Here is a 19542-nt window from a genome sequence, read left to right on the forward strand (position 1 = left end):
GCACAGATGAGCTGGTTCGCGCGCCTGCTGGGGAGGCGCCAGGAGCCCGAGACTCCCGAGGTGGCCCCGGCGCCGACGACGGCCGACATCGTGGCGTCCGCGCACCAGGTCGAGCAGCAGATCGCGGGCAAGGTCCCCGCCGCGGTGACCGCGCGCGTGCTGCGGATCACCCGGACCGTCGACGACATGGCGCCGCGGCTGGACCGGCTCGGTGCCGGCAGCCAGCAGGCGCACACGGTCGTCGCGACCGCCACGTCCTACCTGCCCGAGGCCGTGGGCGGGTACCTGCGGCTGCCGCGTGACTTCGCCGACCGCCGTGTGGTGTCGAAGGGCAAGACGTCGTTGATGGTGCTGTGCGACCAGCTCGACCTGCTCGGGGTCACGCTGGACAAGATCTCCGACGCCGTCTCCCGCGAGGACGCCAACGCCCTGGTGGCGCACGGCGCGTTCCTGGCGGAGAAGTTCGGCGGCTCGTCCCTCGCGCTGGCCCCCGAGGCCGGCCTCGACACCCCGCAGGTGGAGCACCCGTGACGCTGACGGCAGCACTCGACGCGCTCGCGACCGTGGGCTCTTCCGCGGGGCTGGAGGACGCCGCCGTTCGCGACGAGGGCGCACGCCTCGCGGCTGCCGTCGCCGAGTCGGTCCCCGGTGCCGCCGCCGGCTGGCTCGACGCCGTGGGAGCGCACGGTGCGACCTTCGGGGCGTTCTTCGCGGCGGCGTCCAGCGCGCGACGGTGGCGCTCGGCGCCCACGGACCTGCTGACCGGGCTCGTCGGCACCCCGCACGCTGAGCCGTACGCGGCCGCGCTCGCGGACGTCGTGTCCGCAGCCTGCGACCTCGGACCGGCTCCGATCGAGGTGATCGCGCGCGCCTCCGCCACTGCAGCCGTGCAGCGCGCCGCGGTCCACGGAACGGTCGCGACACCCGCGGAGCCGCCGTCGGCGTTCGACCTGCCGCGCGTCGACCCGTCGGTGTTCGACCTGTCCGCGCTCGCCCTGCCGCCGCTGCCGGACACCGCCGACCCGGGCCTGGTGCCCGTCCACGGCACCGCGAAGCCCGCGGCCGGCACGACGGTCGTCCCCGAGGAGAAGCCCGCCAAGACTCTGGACGAGCTGCTCGCCGAGCTCGACGCGCTCGTCGGGCTGAACCGCGTGAAGGCCGAGATCCGGCAGCAGACGCAGCTCCTGCGCATCGAGCGACTGCGCACTGAGGCGGGCCTGACCGCCCCGACACTGACCCGACACCTGGTGTTCCTGGGCAACCCGGGGACCGGGAAGACGACCGTCGCGCGCCTCGTGGCCGGGATCTACCGGGCCCTCGGGCTGCTGTCCAAGGGGCACCTGGTCGAGGTCGACCGCTCCGAGCTGGTCGCCGGGTACCTGGGGCAGACCGCCGTCAAGACGTCCGAGGTCGTCGCGACAGCCCTGGGCGGTGTCCTGTTCGTCGACGAGGCGTACGGCCTGGCCGAGGACCAGTACGGCGCCGAGGCGGTGAACACGCTGGTCAAGGACATGGAGGACCACCGCGACGACCTCGTGGTGATCGTCGCCGGGTACCCCGGGCCGATGGCGACCTTCCTGGCGACCAACCCCGGGCTGGAGAGCCGCTTCTCCACGACGGTCGAGTTCGACGACTACACGGACACCGAGCTGCGCGAGATCTTCGCCCGGTCCGCGGCCAAGGCCGACTTCGAGCCGACCCCCGAGTGCCTGGCGCGGTTCGAGGAGCTGGCCTCGCTCCAGATCCGCGACGAGGGGTTCGGGAACGGCCGCTACGCCCGGAACGTGCTCGACCAGGCGATCACCCGGCACGCCTGGCGCCTGCGGGACGTTGAGCAACCGACGGTGGACCAGCTGCGGCTGATCCTCCCGGAGGACCTGGTCCCGATGGCCGACGAGCCCGCGAGGGCGGACGAGCCGGAAAGGGTTGACGAGCCCGAGAGGGTTGACGAGCCCGAGAAGGTTGACGAGCCCGAGGCGGCCGACGAGCACGACGTGCCAGACCACATCGAGGAGCCCGCGTGACGCAGACCATCGCCCCGCCGACGGCATCCCAGGCCCCTGTGACCGTGGTGCACCCGGCGAACCCGGTGCACCGGACCGGGCTGCGTGGAGCGCTGAGCCGCACCCCGGGACGCCTGCGCGTCGCGGGGGTCGTGTCCGTCATCGCCGCTGCCGCCGTGGGGGTGATCGGCTGGACCACCGGCCTGGCGCAGTCGCAGGCGCTGTCCGACGCCGACGCGGACACCCGGCAGCTGGTCGGCATCCAGGACGTCCGCAACGACCTGGTCGTCGCCGACGCGACCGCGACCAACGCGTTCCTGGTGGGCGGTCTGGAGCCGCCCCAGCAGCGTGCCCGGTACGACGAGGCCGTGGCGTCGGCCGCGAACGGGCTCGCGCAGCTGGCGGGGTCCAACGCCGCCGACGCGGAGCTCCTGGGCGAGGCGACCGCCGGCCTGACCACCTACACCGGTCTGGTCGAGCAGGCCCGCGCCAACAACCGGCAGGGCTTCCCGGTCGGTGCCGCGTACCTCGACCAGGCGTCGGCAGTCCTGCGCACCGACGTGCTCCCGCAGCTCGACGAGCTGGTGCAGACCAACAGCGACCGCGTCGACGCGTCGTTCGACTCCGTCGGCTCGGTGCCGTGGCTGCTCACGCTCGGCATCCTCGCGCTCGCGGCTCTCGTCGTCGTGCAGGTGTGGCTGGCCAAGCGCACGCACCGTCGGCTGAACGCGGGGCTGTTCTGGGCCACGGTGCTGGCGCTCGCGGCGAGCATCCTCGGTGCTGTCGTCCTCGGGTCGGCCGCGGCGAAGGCCGGTGACGCGCGCAACGGCCCCTACGACGCGACCGTCTCCGTGTCCCAGGCGTACTCGCTGGCCAACGACGCGAAGTCCCAAGAGTCGTTCACGCTCATCAAGCGCGGCTCCGGGGCGGCCTACGAGGAGCAGTTCGTCCTCAACACCGACGAGGCCAGCGAGCTCCTGGCCCGTCCCACGGTCGATCCGGCCCTGTCACCCCTGCTCGACGACTGGGTCGCGTCGCACCAGGAGATCCGCGCGCTCGACGACGCCGGGAAGTGGGACGAGGCGGTCGCCCTGGCGATCAGCGAGGAACCGGGGGCTCCGAACGACGTGTTCGAGACCTTCTCGACGGCGGCGTCCAGCAGCCTGGAGGCCAGCGCCGCCCAGACGCACGACGCGTTGGCCGGCTCGGGCGGCTCGTCCGTCCTGATCGGCTGGCTGATGCTCGTCGTCGGCCTGCTGGCAGCGGTGCTGTCCTGGCGCGGCATCTCGAAGCGAGTGGAGGAGTACCGGTGACCACGACACGTTCCACCACCGCCCTCGGGGTTGTCGTCGCCTCGTTCGCTCTGCTCGCGGGCTGTGCCGGCGCACCTGCCGCCGCGCCGGTGGCACAGCAGGAGCAGGCGGTCGCCTCGGTCGCGCTTCCCGCCGCGACGGTGTGCGACGACGCCAACGAGTCCACGACGTCCTACACCCCGGGCCCGGGCGGTGCGTCCGTCCAGGCCATCCGCGACCGCGGCGCGCTGCACGTGGGCGTCTCGGCCGACACCCTCCTGATGGGCTCGCGCAACCCGTTGACCGGGCAGATCGAGGGCTTCGACATCGACATGCTGAACGCCGTGTCGGCTGCGATCTTCGGCGATGCGAGGCCGCTGCAGTTCCGCGTGATCACGTCCGCCCAGCGGCTCGAGGTGCTGGAGAACCACGAGGTCGACCTGGTGGCCCGCACGTTCACCATGAACTGCGAGCGCTGGGAGACCATCGCGTTCTCCGCGGAGTACCTGACCGCGGGCCAGAAGGTGCTGGTCACGCGGGACTCCGACGCGCAGAGCATCGAGGCGCTCGAAGCCCTCGGCGACCAGCGCGTCTGCGCCCCGGAGGGCACGACGACCCTGGAGCGGCTCCAGGAGACGTACCCCGGGGTCGAGGCCGTCCCCGCCCCGACGCACACCGGCTGCCTGGTGCTCTTCCAGCAGGGCAAGGTCCAGGCCATCACGGGCGACGACACGATCCTGGCCGGCTTCGTCGCGCAGGACCCGTATGCGAAGGTCGTCGGTGAGGCGTTCAGCGCCGAGCCGTACGGCATCGGGGTCGCCGCGGACCAGGTGGACCTCGTGCAGTTTGTGAACGGTGTGCTCGACCAGGCGAAGGCGGACGGCACCTGGGCCGCGTCGTACGACCGCTGGCTGGGCGCGCTCGGTCCCGCCCCCGCGCCGCCGGTCTCGGTGTACGGCCGGGTCGACAGCCCGTGAGCGGACCTGACGCGCCCGAGGCGCCCGGCAGGCTCGGGGAGCCCATCCCCGCGCCCCAGCTGCTCCGGTACCTCAGCGGGCTCGAGGCGTGGCTGGCGCACCGCCGCGCCGAGCTCGACCGGTTGGACCAGGCCGCGCAGGCCTCGCCGGCGTCGGAGAGCTACACGGATGACGTGCTGCTCGCGCTCACGATGTGGCAGGCCATCCGCACGCGGACCGACGAGCTGGTCGAGGTGTGGGACTCGGGCCGGGCTGACGCGGTGGACCGGGAGAAGATGTCCCAGCTGGTCTGGGGCCGGCTGGACTCCGGTCTCGGCGCAGCGCTGGTCTCCCTGGTCGAGGCCGTGACGCTGTGCGACGCGATGATCTCCCAGGTCCGGGCACGCCTCTCGTTCGACCCGGACACCGCGGACCAGGCAGCGCGGTTGCGTGGTCTGCGGGCCGGTCTCGTGCGTGCCGAGGACCTCGCGGGCGTCGACACGGCTGCGCGCGACCTCGTCGCGGGCCTGCGGTCGCGTGAGCTGAGGCTGGTGACGCAGGCGGCACGTGGCGCGGACATCTCCGGCCCGCTCGCCGAGCTGGAAGCTCGCGCGGCGCTCGCGGAGCGCGACCTCATCGTGCAGGTGTCCCAGCGGCGCACGCTGGAGAAGGGTCGCGCCGACGCACGTGCCGCGATGGCCGCGCTGGAGCAGCGGGAGCCGACGCTGCACCAGCTGGCGGACCGGTGCCGTCGGGAGATCGCGCACCCGCCCAGGCTCGCCGTGCCGGACGTGTCCCGGCTGGGTGCGGTGCCGGAGACGCGCACCGAGCTCGACGCGTTCGTGGACCGGCTCGCGGCCGTCGGCCGGGCGTTCGACGCCGTCGCCGACGCGTACAGCGCCCCGCTGCGCGAACGGGCGGAGCTGCGGTACCGGCTCGAGGGCGCGCGCGCCGCGGCCGACGCGAACGGCCGCAGCGCCTCCCCGACGGTCCGCTCCGGGTATGACGAGGCACGTGAGGTCGTCTCCCGGACACCCTGTGAGATCACCCTGACCCGCTTCCTCGTGGAGCAGTACGAGTACCTCACCCGAGACCTGCCCACGGTGGGTCAGGAGGGACGACGATGATCGCCTGCACCGAACCGGGTTGCACCGGCACCTACGAGGACGGCTACTGCAACGTCTGCGGGTCTCCGCAGGCCGCGACAGCAGCGGGCGCTCCCGCGTCCGCGACGTCGCTGCTCGGCACGGGGGTCGCCCAGGCGAGCCCCGACCGCTCCGCGGCGGCCGCCGACCCCGACGCCGAGCGGTCCACCCGCACCGGCCGCACCAGCTCGAGCCGGCTGGCGACGGCCGCGCTCGGGTCGGCCCGGACCGTGGCGATGGGCGCCTCGCGGCCCACGCGCCGCGTCGGCACGTCGTCGACCCGGCTGCGCGGCGCGCGGCTGGGCGCCGGGCTCACCACCGTGCCGACCGCCCCGGTCCAGGACCCGCTGCAGGCGGTGATGGCCGTCCCCGAGGTGCCCGAGCGCAAGCGCTTCTGCCCGGCGTGCGGTGCCGAGGTCGGCCGGTCGCGCGACGGGGTTCCCGGCCGGACGGCGGGCTTCTGCCCGAAGTGCGGCACCCACTTCGACTTCACGCCGTCGCTGAACCCGGGCGACCTGGTGGGCGGTCAGTACGAGGTCGTCGGCTGCCTCGCGCACGGTGGCCTGGGCTGGATCTACCTGGCGCGCGACCGCAACGTCTCGGGTCGCTGGGTGGTGCTCAAGGGCCTGCTCAACTCCGGGGACCCGGACGCGTACGCGGCGGCGATCTCGGAGCGGCAGTTCCTGGCCGAGGTCGAGCACCCGCTGATCGTCGAGATCTACAACTTCGCCATGCACGAGGGCGCCGGCTACACCGTCATGGAGTTCGTCGGCGGTCGCTCGCTCAAGCAGATCCTGCAGGACCGTCGGGACGAGGCCGGCGGCGTCAACACGCCGCTTCCGGTGGACCAGGCGCTCGCCTTCGTCCTCGAGATCCTGCCCGCGTTCGCGTACCTGCACGACGTCGGGCTGCTGTTCTGCGACTTCAAGCCGGACAACGTGATCCAGCAGGGCGACGCGGTCAAGCTCATCGACCTCGGCGGCGTGCGCCGGATCGACGACCTGGCCTCGGCGATCTTCGGCACGGTCGGCTACCAGGCGCCCGAGGTCCCGGAGGTCGGGCCGTCCGTGGCCTCGGACATCTACACGATCGGCCGCACCCTGGCCACGCTGGTGCTGGACTTCCGCGGCAACACGAGCACCTACGTCGCGTCGCTGCCCGCCGTGTCGGACACCCCGGTCTTCCAGACGTACGACTCGTTCTACCGGCTGCTGGCCAAGGCGTGCGCCCTCGACCCGTCGGACCGGTTCGCCACGGTCGACGAGCTGCGCGCGCAGGTTCTCGGCGTGCTCCGCGAGGTCGTCGCCACCGACCGCGGCCCGGGCAGCCCGGCGCTGCACTCGGCCGCCTCCGTGCTGTTCGAGGCGCCGACCTCCGACGAGGCCGGCCACCCGCTGGCCTGGGACCAGCTGCCCGCGCTCAAGGTCGACGCGAGCGACCCGGCCGCGAGCTGGTTGGCGGGCGTCAACGTGAGCGACCCGCAGCAGCGCATCGCTGCCCTGGCGGACGCGCCGCAAGACACCGTCGAGGTCCGCCTGCGGCGGACGACGGCCGCGATCGAGGCGGGCGCGCAGCAGCTCGTCGACGAGACGATCGCGAAGATCCTCGAGGACGATCCCTGGGAGTGGCGTGCCGCGTGGGTCGGCGGGCTCGCCCAGCTGAGCACCGGTGACCCGGTCGCGGCCCGCGCCTCGTTCAACGCGGTCTACGGGCAGGTGCCCGGGGAGCTGGCGCCGAAGCTCGCGCTGGCCACCGCGTGCGAGCTGAGCGGGGAGCCGGACATCGCGGAGTCGCTCTACGTCATCTGCGCCCGCTCGGACGCCAACTACACGGCGCCCGCGGCGTTCGGCCTGGCGCGCATCCGGCGGGCGCGCGGCGACCTGCGCGGTGCGCTCGCCGCGCTCGACCTGGTGACCGCCACGCGCAGCTCCTACGTCGACTCCCGGATGATGCGGGCGCACATCCTGGCGACGTCGAGCGGGGACCTGTCGGCGCTGTCCGACGCGCTGGCGAGCGTCCAGACCGTCTCGATCGAGCCGCGGGTACGGGCCGCGCTGCGGGTCGACGTGCTCGGGTCGGCGCTCGCGACGGTGCTGAAGACGGGTCCGTCGAGCACCGTCCTCCTGGGCGGCGTGCCCGCCCGGGAGCCCGAGCTGCGGGACGCCCTCGAGGCGGCGCTGCGGGAGTCGGCGGTGCTGAACGACAGCCACGACGAACGGATCGCGCTGGTCGACCAGGCCAACGAGGTCCGTCGGTGGACCACGTGGTGACCTGCGGCGCGTGCGCGACGATCGCCGAGGAGGACTCGAGGTTCTGCGAGCACTGCGGCACGCCGCTGGGCGCCCCCGCTCCCGCCGCTGCCGCTGCAACGGCGGTCGCGGTGGTCGTCCCGGACGAGCCCACGGCCGCCCCGGTGTGCCGGGCGTGCGGCGGGACGATCGCGGCGGACGGCTACTGCGAGAACTGCGGCGAGCCGGCCGTCGACGAGCGTGACCACTGGAGCGAGCTCCCGTCGGCGCTGGTGGGCGGGGTGTGCGACCGCGGGCGGCGCAAGACTCGCAACGAGGACGCGATGGCGCTGGGGCTGAGCGGTCCGACCGCCGTCCTCGTGGTCTGCGACGGGGTGTCGAACGTGCCGGACTCCGACATCGCGAGCCTCACCGCGGCGCGCGCCGCGCGGGACGTCCTGGTCACGGGGTCGGCGGGCAGCACGGTCGGCGCATGGTCGGCGCTCCTGGTCACTGCCGCGGCTGCGGCCGACCAGGCCATCGCCGACGCCGTCGGGGACACGACGGACCGCGTCGAGCCGCCGTCGTGCACGTTCGTCGCCGCGGTCGTCGACGGCCCGACCGTCGTCGCGGGCTGGCTCGGGGACTCGCGGGTGTACTGGCTGCCGGACGAGGGGGTCGCCCACCAGGTCAGCGTCGACGACTCCGCGGCGAACGAGATGATCGCGCGCGGTGTGCCCCGGGCCAAGGCCGAGGCGTCGCGCGAGGGGCATGCCATCACCCGGTGGCTTGGCCCCGATGCCGAGACGGTGGTCCCCGGTACGGGCACCACCCGGACGCAGGGACCCGGCTGGGTGCTCGCCTGCTCGGACGGCCTGTGGAACTACTGCTCCGAGGCCACCGACGTCGCCGACCTGCTTCACCGCACCATCGCGCAGGTGGGAAACGCCCCGGACGTCATCGCCGCCGAGCTGGTCCGTTGGGCGAACGAGCAGGGTGGGCACGACAACATCACCGCGGCGCTGGCCCGCGTCGCAGCACCCGTCGATACTGTCCACACCGGGGACACCGGGCACGCCGTGCCGGTCGACCCGGCATCGTCCGCACGCTGATCGAGGAGCCACAGTGGCCGACTTCCGTACCGAGGTGTTCCAGAACGAGTTCCTCTCCGACGGTGCCACGGACGTGCACGCGATCGTCACGGTCACCAGCTCCGGCGCGGGTACCGCCGCCGCCAGCAGCGGGGGAGTCGCGGAGATCGTCATCATCGACACCTCGGGGTCGATGAGCGGCCCGAACATCGACGCCGCCAAGTACGCGGCGCAGGTGGCGGTCGACCAGATCGCCGACGGCACGTGGTTCTCGGTCATCGGCGGCAGCCACGTGGCCAACCGCGCTTTCCCGTACCCGAACGCGCCGGTCGCGATCGTGCAGATGGAGCCGGGCGCGCGCGAGGAGGCCAAGCGCGCGATCTCTTACATGCGCCCGTCGGGCGGCACCGCGATGAGCACGTGGTTGCGGCTCGCCGACGCGATCTTCGCCGAGGTTCCGCAGGTGGCGCAGAAGCACGCGATCCTGCTCACGGACGGTCGCAACGAGTCGGAGCCGCGCGGCGAGCTGTCGTCGGCGATCCGCGCCGTCACCGGGCACTTCCAGTGCGACGCGCGCGGCGTCGGCTCCAGCTGGGAGGTCGCCGAGCTGCGCGAGATCGCTACGGCGCTGCTGGGCACCGTGGACCTGATCCGCAACCCGGCCGACATCGCGGCGGACTTCAAGGCGCTGGTCAACGAGTCGATGTCCAAGGGTGTCGCCGATGCGGAGCTGCGCGTCTGGGCGCCGCAGGGCGCGCAGGTCCTGTTCGTCCGGCAGGTCGCCCCGACGGTCGAGGACATCACCGCGCGACGCACGGAGGTGAACGCCCTGACCGGCGCGTACCCCACCGGGGCGTGGGGGGACGAGTCCCGCGACTACCACGTGGCGATCCGGGTGCCGTCGAAGCCTGTCGGCTCGGAGCAGCTGGCGGCGCGCGTGCAGATCGCGGTCGGCGGTGACGTGCTGGCCTCCGGGCTGGTCAAGGCTCGCTGGTCCGACGACAGCTCGCTGACGGCCCGCATCAACCCCGAGGTCGCGCACTACACGGGGCAGGCCGAGCTCGCGTCGGTCATCCAGGAAGGCCTGGCCGCGAAGGCGTCCGGCGACGAGGCCACCGCGACCGTGAAGCTGGGCCGCGCGGTGCAGCTGGCCGCGGAGACCGGCAACGAGGAGGCCACGTCCCGGCTGCGGCGCGTGGTCGAGATCGACGACGAGGAACAGGGCACGGTGCGACTCAAGCGCAACACCGACAAGCTCGACGAGATGGCGCTCGACACGGCCTCGACAAAGACCACCCGGGTCCGCCGGTGAGCACCGTCACCTGCCCCAACGGTCACCCCTCCACCTCGACCGACTACTGCGACGTCTGCGGCTCGCCCATCGAGGCGGCTGTCTCGGTGGAGGCGCCCGCGCCCGCTGCGCCGTCCTCGACGGGGACGGCGACGACCTGCCCGCACTGCGGGGCCCCCGCGTCGTCGCTGGCCCTGTTCTGCGAGGTGTGCGGCTACGACTTCACGACGGGTACCGCACCGGCCCCGATCCCTGCCCCGGCCCCGATCCCTGCCCCGGCCTCGGACCCGGCGCCGGCCTCGAGCCCCGCTCCTGCGAGCACCCCGACACCGGCGGTCGAGGCCGATCCCGCCGGCACGGCGCTCCCCACCCCTGCCCCCGAGGGCGAGGACTCGTGGGTCGCCGAGATCTGGGTCGACCCGGACTGGTACGCGGCGCAGAAGGCCGAGGACCCGATGCCGTCGGCCGGTCTGCCCGGCCTGGTCCCGCTGCGGGAGCGCAGCGTGCTCGTCGGCCGTCCGTCGGTGTCCCGCAACATCCACCCCGCGGTCGACTGCGGCACGGACTCCGGCGTCTCCCGCCGGCACTGCCAGCTCAACACCGACGGCCAGCGGTGGTGGGTGGAGGACCTGCAGTCCGCCAACGGCACCTACGTGAGCCGCGCGGGCGACCCTCTGCCGACCACCCCGATCCCCGCCGGCCAGCGCCGGGAGATCGAGGACGGCGACCGGCTCTACCTCGGGGCGTGGACCCGCATCGTGATCCGGACGGCGCTGCCGGGCGAGGTCTGACTCAGGCCCGCCCCGACCGGTCGCGGTCGGCGGCCACCGCGCGGGCGGCGACGAGCGCCAGCAGGAGCCCGATCGCCAGGGCGCTCGCGTGGCCGGCGTCGGTGAACGTCCGGTAGATCGCGCCCGGTAGCAGCCAGTAGACCGCGGTCGCGCCCAGGTACCACCAGCGCCAGGGTGGCGGGACGGCGAGCACCAGGAACCCCATCGCCGCGGCCATCACGTAGCTGACGCCGACGTCGGTCGCCGCCGCGACGCTCTCGTCGACGAACCCGTGGAAGATCCCTGTCGCGAGGCCGGCGGCGACCACGAGCCCCGCGCCGACGTGCCCGGCCAGACCGACGACCACCGACGCGAGTCGGCCGACGAACCGCTGCAGGTAGGCCAGCACGACCAGGAGCTGCACCACCAGAGCGAGCCCCCAGCCGCTCTCGACGACGAACGCGCTCCCGAGCATCGAAACGACCGGCGCGGCCTGCAGGTTGTCGAGGTTGGCGCTGACGCTCGCGAGGATCTCGGCGGTGCGCTCCTCGGGCTGGAGCATCACGACGAGCGTCACCAGCGTCACCGTGGCGCAGTACGCGATCGCCAGGTCGGCGTGCGCGACGGTCCGGCCGACGTCCCGGAGCACGGCCCGGGTGTCGACCCTGCCTCGCCGCTGCGGTGCCGGCTGCCCGTCCGTCATGGCGGTCACGCTATCCCCGCGCGCTGCCACCCGACGCGGCCCACGCGGCTGGTGTGCCTCGTGACCCGTCGGTGCTAACTTCCGAAGAACGCCAGGTCCGCGCGCTGCCGCCGGGCCGAGCTCGGGGGGTCGCATGGCTCAACAGACCGACGGACGGACTGCGACGCGCGTTCTGGTGGTGTCGACCGTCGGCTTCCTGGTCAACTTCTGGGCGTGGGCGCTCATCAGCCCGCTCGGCGGCTCGTACGGGAAGGCGCTCGGCCTCACGGGGGTCCAGCAGTCGGTCCTCGTCGCGGTGCCGGTGATCGTGGGATCGCTGGGTCGGATCCCCGTCGGCGCGCTGACCGACCGGTTCGGGTCGCGCCGCATGTTCCCGACGGTCACCGCCCTGACGATCCTGCCGGTGCTCTTCATCGGGTTCGTGGCGGAGACGTATGCGGCGATGCTCGTCGGCGGCTTCTTCCTCGGGCTCGGCGGCACCGCGTTCGCCATCGGGGTGCCGGCGGTCAACCAGTGGTTCGCGCCCGAGCGTCGAGGGACGGCGCTCGGCATCTTCGGGCTCGGCATGGGCGGCACGGCGATCTCGGCGTTCACCACGGTGCGGATCACGGATGCGTACGGGCACGAGGCGCCGTTCGTGCTGGTCGCGTGCGTGCTGGCCGTCTACGCGGTCGTCTCGGCACTGCTGCTGCGGGACAAGCCCGGCCGCCCGCGGCCGCCGGGCTCGTTCCTGGCCCGCACGTGGGCGACGGCCCGCATCCCCGCGACCGGTCAGCTCTCGCTGCTGTACGCGCTGGGCTTCGGCGGGTTCGTCGCGTTCAGCGTCTACCTGCCGACGTACCTGGTGAACGCCTACGACCTCACCGCGAGCGACGCCGCGGCCCGGACCGCGGGGTTCGTCGTGCTCGCCGTCGCGATGCGCCCGGTCGGCGGCACGCTGTCGGACAAGGTCGGTCCGGTGCCCGTGCTGATGGTCGCGTTCGTCGCGGCGGCGGGCCTGGCTCTGGTCGCCGCGCTCGAGCTGCCCCTGGTGCCCGTGGCGACGATCGCGTTCCTGGGCCTGGCCGCCGCGCTCGGTGCGTCGTCCGGCGCGGTGTTCGCCCTGGTGGCGCAGGTCGCCCCCGCGGACAAGGTCGGTGCGGTGACGGGCATCGTCGGAGCCGCCGGTGGCCTGGGCGGCTTCTTCCCGCCGCTCGTCATGGGCGCGGTCTACGACCAGGTGGGCGACTACAGCCTCGGCTATGTCCTGCTCGCCGCCAGCGCCTTCGGCGTCGCCTGGTTCACCTGGGGCCCGGTCCGCCGGGCCGCTCTCGCACGTGCCGCCGAGGTCACCACCAGCTAGGGAGCCCACATGACGATCGAGCAGGGACGCCGACCGGGCCTGGACGAGGGGGTCGTCGAAGCGCTGCTGCGGACGCGGCGGTTCCTGACGAAGAACGAGGTGTCGGCGGACCTGCGGACCCTCCATCAGATCGGCAAGCGCGACGCGGACACGTTCTACCGGGACCGCTGGAGCCACGACAAGGTCGTCCGGTCGACACACGGCGTGAACTGCACGGGCTCGTGCTCGTGGAAGGTGTTCGTCAAGGACGGCATCATCACGTGGGAGGCGCAGCAGACGGACTACCCGTCGACCGGCCCGGACCGCCCCGAGTACGAGCCACGCGGCTGCCCGCGGGGCGCGGCGTTCTCCTGGTACACCTACTCGCCGACGCGCGTGCGGTACCCGTACGTGCGGGGAGTGCTGCTGGAGATGTACCGCGAGGCCAAGGCCCGGCTGGGCGATCCGGTGCTGGCGTGGGCGGACGTCGTGGGCGACCCGGTGCGGTCCGCCCGGTACAAGGCGGCCCGCGGCAAGGGCGGACTTGTGCGGGCGTCCTGGGCGGAGGCCGTCGAGATGGTCGCCGCGGCCCACGTGCACACGATCAAGGAGCACGGCCCGGACCGGATCGCGGGCTTCTCGCCGATCCCCGCGATGTCGATGGTGTCGCACGGGGTCGGCGCCCGGTTCTACGCCCTGCTCGGCGCCCCGATGCTCTCGTTCTACGACTGGTACGCGGACCTGCCGGTGGCCTCGCCGCAGGTGTTCGGCGACCAGACGGACGTGCCGGAGTCGGGGGACTGGTGGGACGCCGGCTACCTGATCATGTGGGGCTCGAACGTGCCCGTGACCCGCACCCCGGACGCGCACTGGATGGTCGAGGCGCGGTACCGGGGGCAGAAGGTGGTCGCCGTCTCCCCGGACTACGCGGACAACGTGAAGTTCGCCGACGAGTGGCTGGCGCCCGCGCCCGGCACCGACGGTGCGCTCGCGATGGCGATGGGGCACGTGATCCTGCGGGAGTTCTTCGTCGAGCGGACCACGCCGTACTTCGACGGGTACGTCAAGCAGTACACCGACCTGCCGTTCCTGATCACGCTCGACGCGAACGGGGACGGCTTCGTGCCCGGCAAGTTCCTGACCGCCGCGGACCTCGGGGAGACGTCGGAGAACGCGCAGTTCAAGACGGTCCTGCTCGACGAGACGACCGGGGAGCCGGTGGTGCCCAACGGTTCGCTCGGGTTCCGGTACGGGGCCGAGGGTGAGGGTCGCTGGAACCTGGACCTCGCCTCGGTGAACCCGCAGCTCAGCGCGGCAGGAACCGGGTCGGGCACCGCCGCTGTCACCATGCCGCGCTTCGACGCGGTCGACGGCTCGGCGGGGAGCATCCTGCGGGGTGTCCCGACGAGGCAGGTGGCGGGGCGGACGGTCACGACGGTGTTCGACCTGCTGCTCGCGCAGTACGGCGTCGGACGCCCGGGACTGCCCGGCATCTGGCCCACCGGGTACGACGACGCGTCGTCGCCGTGCACCCCCGCGTGGCAGGAGGTGATCACCGGTGTGCCCGCCGCGAAGGCGGAGAAGATCGGGCGGGAGTTCGCCGCGAACGCGGAGGAGTCGAAGGGCCGGTCGATGATCCTCATGGGCGCCGGCACCAACCACTGGTTCCACGCCGACACCATCTACCGCGCGTTCCTCACCCTCACCAACCTGTGCGGGACGCAGGGCGTCAACGGTGGCGGGTGGGCACACTACGTCGGCCAGGAGAAGGTCCGGCCCATCACCGGCTACAGCCTGTACGCCAACGCGCTCGACTGGTCGCGACCGCCGCGGAACATGATCCAGACCGCGTACTGGTACCTGCACACCGACCAGTTCCGGTACGACCACTTCGGGGCCGACGCGCTCGCGGCGTCGAAGGCGGGCGGCCTCTGGGCGGGGATGACCACCGCCGACGTTCTGGCGCAGTCCGCGCGGCTCGGGTGGATGCCGAGCTACCCCACGTTCGACCGCAACCCGCTCACGCTGGCGGACGACGTTGCCGCCTCGGGCACCCCGGCCACGCAGTACATCCCCCAGGCCCTCCAGGACGGGTCGCTGCGGTTCGCCGGCGAGGACCCGGACGCCCCCGAGAACTTCCCGCGCGTGTTGACCATCTGGCGTTCCAACCTGCTGGGCAGCTCTGCCAAGGGCAACGAGTACTTCCTCGAGCACCTGCTGGGGACCGACTCCTCCCTGCGAGCGGAGGAGGCGCCGCCCGAGCACCGGCCGCGGGACGTCGTGTGGAGGGACGAGGCGCCGCGCGGCAAGCTCGACCTGCTGCTGACGCTCGACTTCCGGATGACGTCGACCACGGTCTTCAGCGACGTGGTCCTCCCCGCGGCCACCTGGTACGAGAAGTACGACCTGAGCAGCACCGACATGCACCCGTTCGTGCACTCGTTCAACCCGGCCATCGCCCCGCCGTGGCAGACCCGCACCGACTTCGACGCGTTCCACGAGATCGCGCGGGCGTTCAGCGCCCAGGCCGCGACCCACCTCGGGGTGCGCCAGGACGTGGTCGCCGTCCCGCTGACGCACGACACCCCGGACGCGATGGCGACACCGTCGGGCATCGTGCGCGACTGGAAGGCGGGCGAGGGCGACCCGGTGCCGGGCGTGACGATGCCGAAGCTGGTGGTCGTCGAGCGGGACTACCCGGCGGTTGCCGACAAGCTCGGCGCGCTCGGGCCGCTCGCCTCCAGCCTCGGTGCGACGACGAAGGGCATCACGTTCGACCTCACCAAGCCGATCGACTACCTCGGGCACAAGAACGGCCTGGTGCGCGGGGGCGCAGGCGACGGGCGGCCGGCGCTCCAGCGCGACGTGCACGTGTGCGAGGCGATCCTCGCGCTGTCCGGCACCACCAACGGGCACCTGGCCACCGAGGGGTTCCACACCCTGGAGAAGCGCACCGGCCGGCCGCTGGCTGACCTGGCCGCCGAGCACGAGGGCAAGCAGGTGACGTTCGCGGACACGCAGGCGGCGCCGACGCCGGTCATCACGTCGCCCGAGTGGTCCGGCTCGGAGTCCGGCGGGCGTCGGTACTCGCCGTTCACCATCAACGTCGAACGCCTCAAGCCCTGGCACACCCTGACCGGCCGGCAGCACTTCTACCTGGACCACGACTGGATGACCGAGCTCGGGGAGAACCTGCCGGTGTTCCGGCCACCGCTGAACATGGCGGCCCTGTTCGGGGAGCCGCAGGTGGGGTCGAACGGTGAGCTCGGCATCGCGGTGCGGTACCTGACGCCGCACAACAAGTGGTCCATCCACTCCGAGTACCAGGACAACCTGCTGATGCTCAGCCTGTCGCGTGGCGGGCCCGGCATCTGGATGAGCCAGAAGGACGCCGACAAGATCGGCGTCACGGACAACGACTGGATCGAGGCGGTCAACCGCAACGGCGTCGTCGTCGCCCGCGCGATCGTCTCCCACCGCATGCCCGAGGGGACCGTCTACATGCACCACGCGCAGGACCGGCTCATCGACGTCCCCCGCTCGGAGGCCTCCGGCAAGCGCGGCGGCATCCACAACTCGTTGACCCGCATCCTCATGAAACCGAGCCATCTCATCGGCGGCTACGCACAGCTGACCTTCGCGTTCAACTACCTCGGCCCGACGGGCAACCAGCGTGACGAGGTCACCGTGATCCGCCGGCGCTCGCAGGAGGTGCAGTACTGATGCGGATCATGGCGCAGATGTCGATGGTCATGAACCTCGACAAGTGCATCGGCTGTCACACCTGCTCGGTCACGTGCAAGCAGGCGTGGACGAACCGCGCGGGCACCGAGTACGTCTGGTTCAACAACGTGGAGACCCGCCCCGGGCAGGGGTACCCGCGCACGTACCAGGACCAGGAGCGCTGGCAGGGCGGCTGGACGCTGAACAAGCGCGGCCGGCTCAAGCTCCGGGCAGGCGGTCGGCTGAAGAACCTGGCGACGATCTTCGTCAGCCCGAAGATGCCGTCGCTCGACGACTACTACGAGCCGTGGACGTACGACTACGAGACGCTGACCACCGCGCCGCTGCAGGAGCACACCCCGGTGGCCCGGCCGCGGTCGCTGATCAGCGGTGAGCCGATGCAGATCGGGTGGAGCGCCAACTGGGACGACGACCTCGGGGGCAGTGCGGCGACCCTCGTGGGCGACCCGATCCTGGCCAGGGTGTCCGAGAAGATCACGTTCGAGCTCGAGCAGACGTTCATGTTCTACCTGCCGCGCATCTGCGAGCACTGCCTCAACCCGTCGTGCGCCGCGTCGTGCCCGTCGGGGGCCATCTACAAGCGGGCCGAGGACGGGATCGTGCTGGTCGACCAGGACCAGTGCAAGGGCTGGCGCAAGTGCGTGACGGGGTGCCCGTACAAGAAGATCTACTTCAACCACCGCACGGGCAAGGCCGAGAAGTGCACGTTCTGCTTCCCGCGCATCGAGGTGGGCCTGCCGACGGTCTGCTCGGAGACGTGCGTCGGCCGCCTGCGGTACCTGGGCCTCGTGCTGTACGACGCCGACAAGGTGCTGGAGGCGGCGTCGGTGACCGACGAGCACGACCTCTTGGAGGCGCAGCGGGGAGTGTTCTGCGACCCGCACGACCCCGCGGTGGTCCGGGAGGCCGAGCGTGCGGGCATCCCTCGCGACTGGATCGAGGCCGCCCAGCGCTCCCCGATCTGGTCCCTGATCAGCACCTACAAGGTGGCGCTGCCCCTGCACCCGGAGTACCGGACCATGCCGATGGTCTGGTACATCCCGCCGCTGTCGCCCGTGGTGGACGCGGTCGCGGAGACGGGGGAGGACGCGGAGGCCAAGGGCAACCTGTTCGCGGCCATCGACCAGCTCCGCATCCCGGTCGAGTACCTCGCGGAGCTGTTCACGGCCGGCGACACCGCCCCGGTCACGGGCGTGCTCAAGAAGCTCGCCGCGATGCGCTCGTACATGCGGGACATCTCGATGGGCCGCGACGCCGACCCGACGATCCCCGCGGCGGTGGGCATGACCGAGCAGGACATGCTCGACATGTACCGGCTGCTGGCCATCGCCAAGTACGACGAGCGGTACGTGATCCCGTCCGCGCACGCCGAGGCCGCGCACGACCTGGAGGAGCTGGCCACCGAGTGCAGCCTCGACTACGAGGGCGGGCCGGGCATGGGCGGGTCCGGGCCGTTCGGCGAGGGGTCGGGGTCGAACACCCCGCTGGCGGTCGAGAACTTCCGGGCGCTCAAGGACCGTCAGACCGCCGACGAGGTGACCCCGACCGGCGGGCAGGGCGGACGCGTGAACCTGCTCAACTGGGACGGCAAGGGAGCACCCCCGCCAGGTCTGTTCCCCGAGCGGAAGGACCCGTCATGAAGCGCGACGACGCCCGCGCCACGGCCCTGACGCATCGGATCGCGGCGCTGCTCCTGGAGTACCCCACGGCGGAGCTCGTGGCCCAGGTGCCCGACCTGCGCGCCGTCGCACCGACCCGTGCGTTCGACGTGCTGCTCGACCATCTGGCGACCACACCCCTCGCTGGGCCCGGGGGCCTCACAGCCGAGTACGTCGACACCTTCGACCTGCGTCGCAAGATCTGCCTGCACCTGACGTACTACGCGTACGGCGACACCCGGGAGCGGGGGATGGCGCTGCTCGCGTTCAAGCGGGCGTACCGGGCGGCCGGCCTGGAGGTCAGTCCCGACGAGCTGCCCGACCACCTGTGCGTCGTGCTGGAGTTCAGCGCGACGGGTGACGTCGAGGCGGGCACCCGGCTGCTGCTCGAGCACCGGGCGGGTCTGGAGCTGCTGCGGCTCGCGCTGCTGGACCGTGGCTCGCCGTGGGCCGGCGCGCTCACCGCCGTCTGCTCGACGCTCCCTGCGCTGCGTGGCGACGAGCGGGAGGCCGTAGCCCGGCTGGCCGCGGAAGGCCCTCCCGGTGAGCAGGTGGGCCTGGAGCCGTACGGCGCGATGGCGGGGATGCCCCGATGAGCGGCGTCCTGCTGTGGGTCGTCATCCCGTACGTGTGCCTCGCGTTCTTCGTGTTCGGTCACGTCTGGCGGTACCGCTACGACAAGTTCGGCTGGACCACGCGCTCGTCGCAGCTGTACGAGAGCCGGCTGCTGCGCTGGGGCAGCCCGCTGTTCCACTTCGGGATCCTCGCCGTGTTCTTCGGGCACGTGATGGGCCTGGGCATCCCGGAGAGCTGGACGTCGGCGGTCGGGATCTCGGAGGAGCTCTATCACGTCATGGCGGTGAGCATCGGTGCCGTCGCGGGGTTCTGCACGCTGGTCGGACTCGCGCTGCTCATCTACCGGCGCCGCACGACCGGGCCCGTGTTCAGCGCGACCACGCAGATGGACAAGGTCATGTACCTGTTCCTCGCGCTGGTGATCGTGCTCGGCGTCTGGAACACGGTGGCCGGGTCGGTGCTCAACCTCAACGGCGACTACGACTACCGCACGGGGGTGTCCGAGTGGTTCCGCGGCATCTTCCTGTTCCAGCCGAGGCCGGAGCTGATGGTCGACGCGCCGTTCGGGTTCCAGGCGCACGCCATGGTGGCGATGCTCCTGTTCTCCCTGTGGCCGTTCACGCGGTTGGTGCACGTGCTGAGCGTGCCGATCTTCTACCTGTGGCGCCCGTACGTGGTCTACCGCAGCCGGTCCGACCGCACCGGGAGCCGGGCGACGCGGCCCGGCTGGAGCCCGTCGGACGACAAGGTGCGCCGGTAGCTCC

At 72.3% G+C, this 19542-nt stretch carries 15 protein-coding genes; 14 read left to right on the top strand and 1 reads right to left on the bottom strand.

All coding sequences use genetic code 11. The features are described 5' to 3' along the window. Positions 1-6 precede the first annotated feature (6 nt). The 9 genes from ASG23_RS07990 to ASG23_RS08030 are packed head-to-tail and all read left to right on the top strand — an operon-like array spanning position 7 to position 10797. A complete protein-coding gene (locus tag ASG23_RS07990; protein ID WP_056022910.1) occupies positions 7-531 on the top strand; it encodes a hypothetical protein in 525 nt (174 codons plus the stop codon). Continuing rightward, positions 528-2024: an AAA family ATPase gene (locus ASG23_RS07995; RefSeq protein ID WP_082515984.1), complete on the top strand. Its 1497-nt coding sequence runs from the start codon at positions 528-530 to the stop codon at positions 2022-2024. Before ASG23_RS07990 ends, ASG23_RS07995 begins: the two co-directional genes overlap by 4 nt. Then, complete coding sequence (locus tag ASG23_RS08000; protein ID WP_056022913.1) at positions 2021-3316, top strand: hypothetical protein; 1296 nt, start codon at positions 2021-2023, stop codon at positions 3314-3316. Before ASG23_RS07995 ends, ASG23_RS08000 begins: the two co-directional genes overlap by 4 nt. Beyond that, positions 3313-4272: a glutamate ABC transporter substrate-binding protein gene (locus ASG23_RS08005; protein ID WP_056022916.1), complete on the top strand. Its 960-nt coding sequence runs from the start codon at positions 3313-3315 to the stop codon at positions 4270-4272. The genes ASG23_RS08000 and ASG23_RS08005 overlap by 4 nt, the downstream gene beginning before the upstream one ends. Further along, the gene (locus ASG23_RS08010) at positions 4269-5378 is read left to right on the top strand and encodes a hypothetical protein (RefSeq protein ID WP_056022919.1); all 1110 of its coding nucleotides are present in this window, start codon (positions 4269-4271) and stop codon (positions 5376-5378) included. Before ASG23_RS08005 ends, ASG23_RS08010 begins: the two co-directional genes overlap by 4 nt. Further along, positions 5375-7666, top strand: coding sequence for a serine/threonine-protein kinase (locus ASG23_RS08015; protein WP_056022922.1), 2292 nt, complete (start codon positions 5375-5377; stop codon positions 7664-7666). Before ASG23_RS08010 ends, ASG23_RS08015 begins: the two co-directional genes overlap by 4 nt. Next, the gene (locus tag ASG23_RS08020) at positions 7651-8736 is read left to right on the top strand and encodes a PP2C family protein-serine/threonine phosphatase (protein WP_157465587.1); all 1086 of its coding nucleotides are present in this window, start codon (positions 7651-7653) and stop codon (positions 8734-8736) included. The genes ASG23_RS08015 and ASG23_RS08020 overlap by 16 nt, the downstream gene beginning before the upstream one ends. 13 nt (positions 8737-8749) lie before the next feature. Further along, complete coding sequence (locus ASG23_RS08025) at positions 8750-10027, top strand: vWA domain-containing protein (RefSeq protein ID WP_056022923.1); 1278 nt, start codon at positions 8750-8752, stop codon at positions 10025-10027. Next, positions 10024-10797 (top strand): FHA domain-containing protein, encoded by a 774-nt coding sequence (locus tag ASG23_RS08030; protein ID WP_056022926.1) that lies wholly within the window; start codon positions 10024-10026, stop codon positions 10795-10797. The genes ASG23_RS08025 and ASG23_RS08030 overlap by 4 nt, the downstream gene beginning before the upstream one ends. Before the next feature lies 1 nt (position 10798). Here the strand turns inward: ASG23_RS08030 and ASG23_RS08035 are convergent, their stop codons facing one another. Beyond that, the gene (locus tag ASG23_RS08035; protein ID WP_157465588.1) at positions 10799-11479 is read right to left on the bottom strand and encodes a rhomboid-like protein; all 681 of its coding nucleotides are present in this window, start codon (positions 11477-11479) and stop codon (positions 10799-10801) included. Between the two features lie 133 nt (positions 11480-11612). On the opposite strand from ASG23_RS08035, the gene ASG23_RS08040 reads away from it, so the two are divergent. Genes ASG23_RS08040 through narI form a run of 5 tightly spaced genes read left to right on the top strand, consistent with a single transcriptional unit; the run spans position 11613 to position 19538 of the window. Next, positions 11613-12821, top strand: coding sequence for an MFS transporter (locus ASG23_RS08040; protein WP_056022931.1), 1209 nt, complete (start codon positions 11613-11615; stop codon positions 12819-12821). A 9-nt stretch (positions 12822-12830) separates the two neighbouring features. Then, the gene (locus tag ASG23_RS08045) at positions 12831-16523 is read left to right on the top strand and encodes a nitrate reductase subunit alpha (RefSeq protein WP_056022934.1); all 3693 of its coding nucleotides are present in this window, start codon (positions 12831-12833) and stop codon (positions 16521-16523) included. Next, positions 16523-18184: a nitrate reductase subunit beta gene (gene narH, locus ASG23_RS08050; RefSeq protein ID WP_056022937.1), complete on the top strand. Its 1662-nt coding sequence runs from the start codon at positions 16523-16525 to the stop codon at positions 18182-18184. Before ASG23_RS08045 ends, narH begins: the two co-directional genes overlap by 1 nt. After that, positions 18181-18798, top strand: a complete 618-nt coding sequence (gene narJ, locus ASG23_RS08055; protein WP_056022940.1) for a nitrate reductase molybdenum cofactor assembly chaperone — start codon at positions 18181-18183, stop codon at positions 18796-18798. Before narH ends, narJ begins: the two co-directional genes overlap by 4 nt. Then, the gene (gene narI, locus ASG23_RS08060) at positions 18795-19538 is read left to right on the top strand and encodes a respiratory nitrate reductase subunit gamma (RefSeq protein ID WP_056022943.1); all 744 of its coding nucleotides are present in this window, start codon (positions 18795-18797) and stop codon (positions 19536-19538) included. Before narJ ends, narI begins: the two co-directional genes overlap by 4 nt. Positions 19539-19542: the final 4 nt, after the last annotated feature.

It is taken from the genome of Cellulomonas sp. Leaf395 (assembly GCF_001424125.1).
Classification (GTDB): Bacteria; Actinomycetota; Actinomycetes; order Actinomycetales; family Cellulomonadaceae; genus Cellulomonas.

Excerpts from the sequence above, each read along its gene's own strand:
- ASG23_RS07990 (WP_056022910.1), top strand. The coding sequence starts at position 7 with ATGAGCTGGTTCGCGCGCCTGCTGGGGAGGCGCCAGGAGCCCGAGACT.
- ASG23_RS08015 (WP_056022922.1), top strand. The coding sequence starts at position 5,375 with ATGATCGCCTGCACCGAACCGGGTTGCACCGGCACCTACGAGGACGGC.
- ASG23_RS08035 (WP_157465588.1), bottom strand. The coding sequence starts at position 11,479 with ATGACGGACGGGCAGCCGGCACCGCAGCGGCGAGGCAGGGTCGACACC.
- ASG23_RS08040 (WP_056022931.1), top strand. The coding sequence starts at position 11,613 with ATGGCTCAACAGACCGACGGACGGACTGCGACGCGCGTTCTGGTGGTG.
- ASG23_RS08045 (WP_056022934.1), top strand. The coding sequence starts at position 12,831 with ATGACGATCGAGCAGGGACGCCGACCGGGCCTGGACGAGGGGGTCGTC.
- narH (WP_056022937.1), top strand. The coding sequence starts at position 16,523 with ATGCGGATCATGGCGCAGATGTCGATGGTCATGAACCTCGACAAGTGC.
- narJ (WP_056022940.1), top strand. The coding sequence starts at position 18,181 with ATGAAGCGCGACGACGCCCGCGCCACGGCCCTGACGCATCGGATCGCG.
- narI (WP_056022943.1), top strand. The coding sequence starts at position 18,795 with ATGAGCGGCGTCCTGCTGTGGGTCGTCATCCCGTACGTGTGCCTCGCG.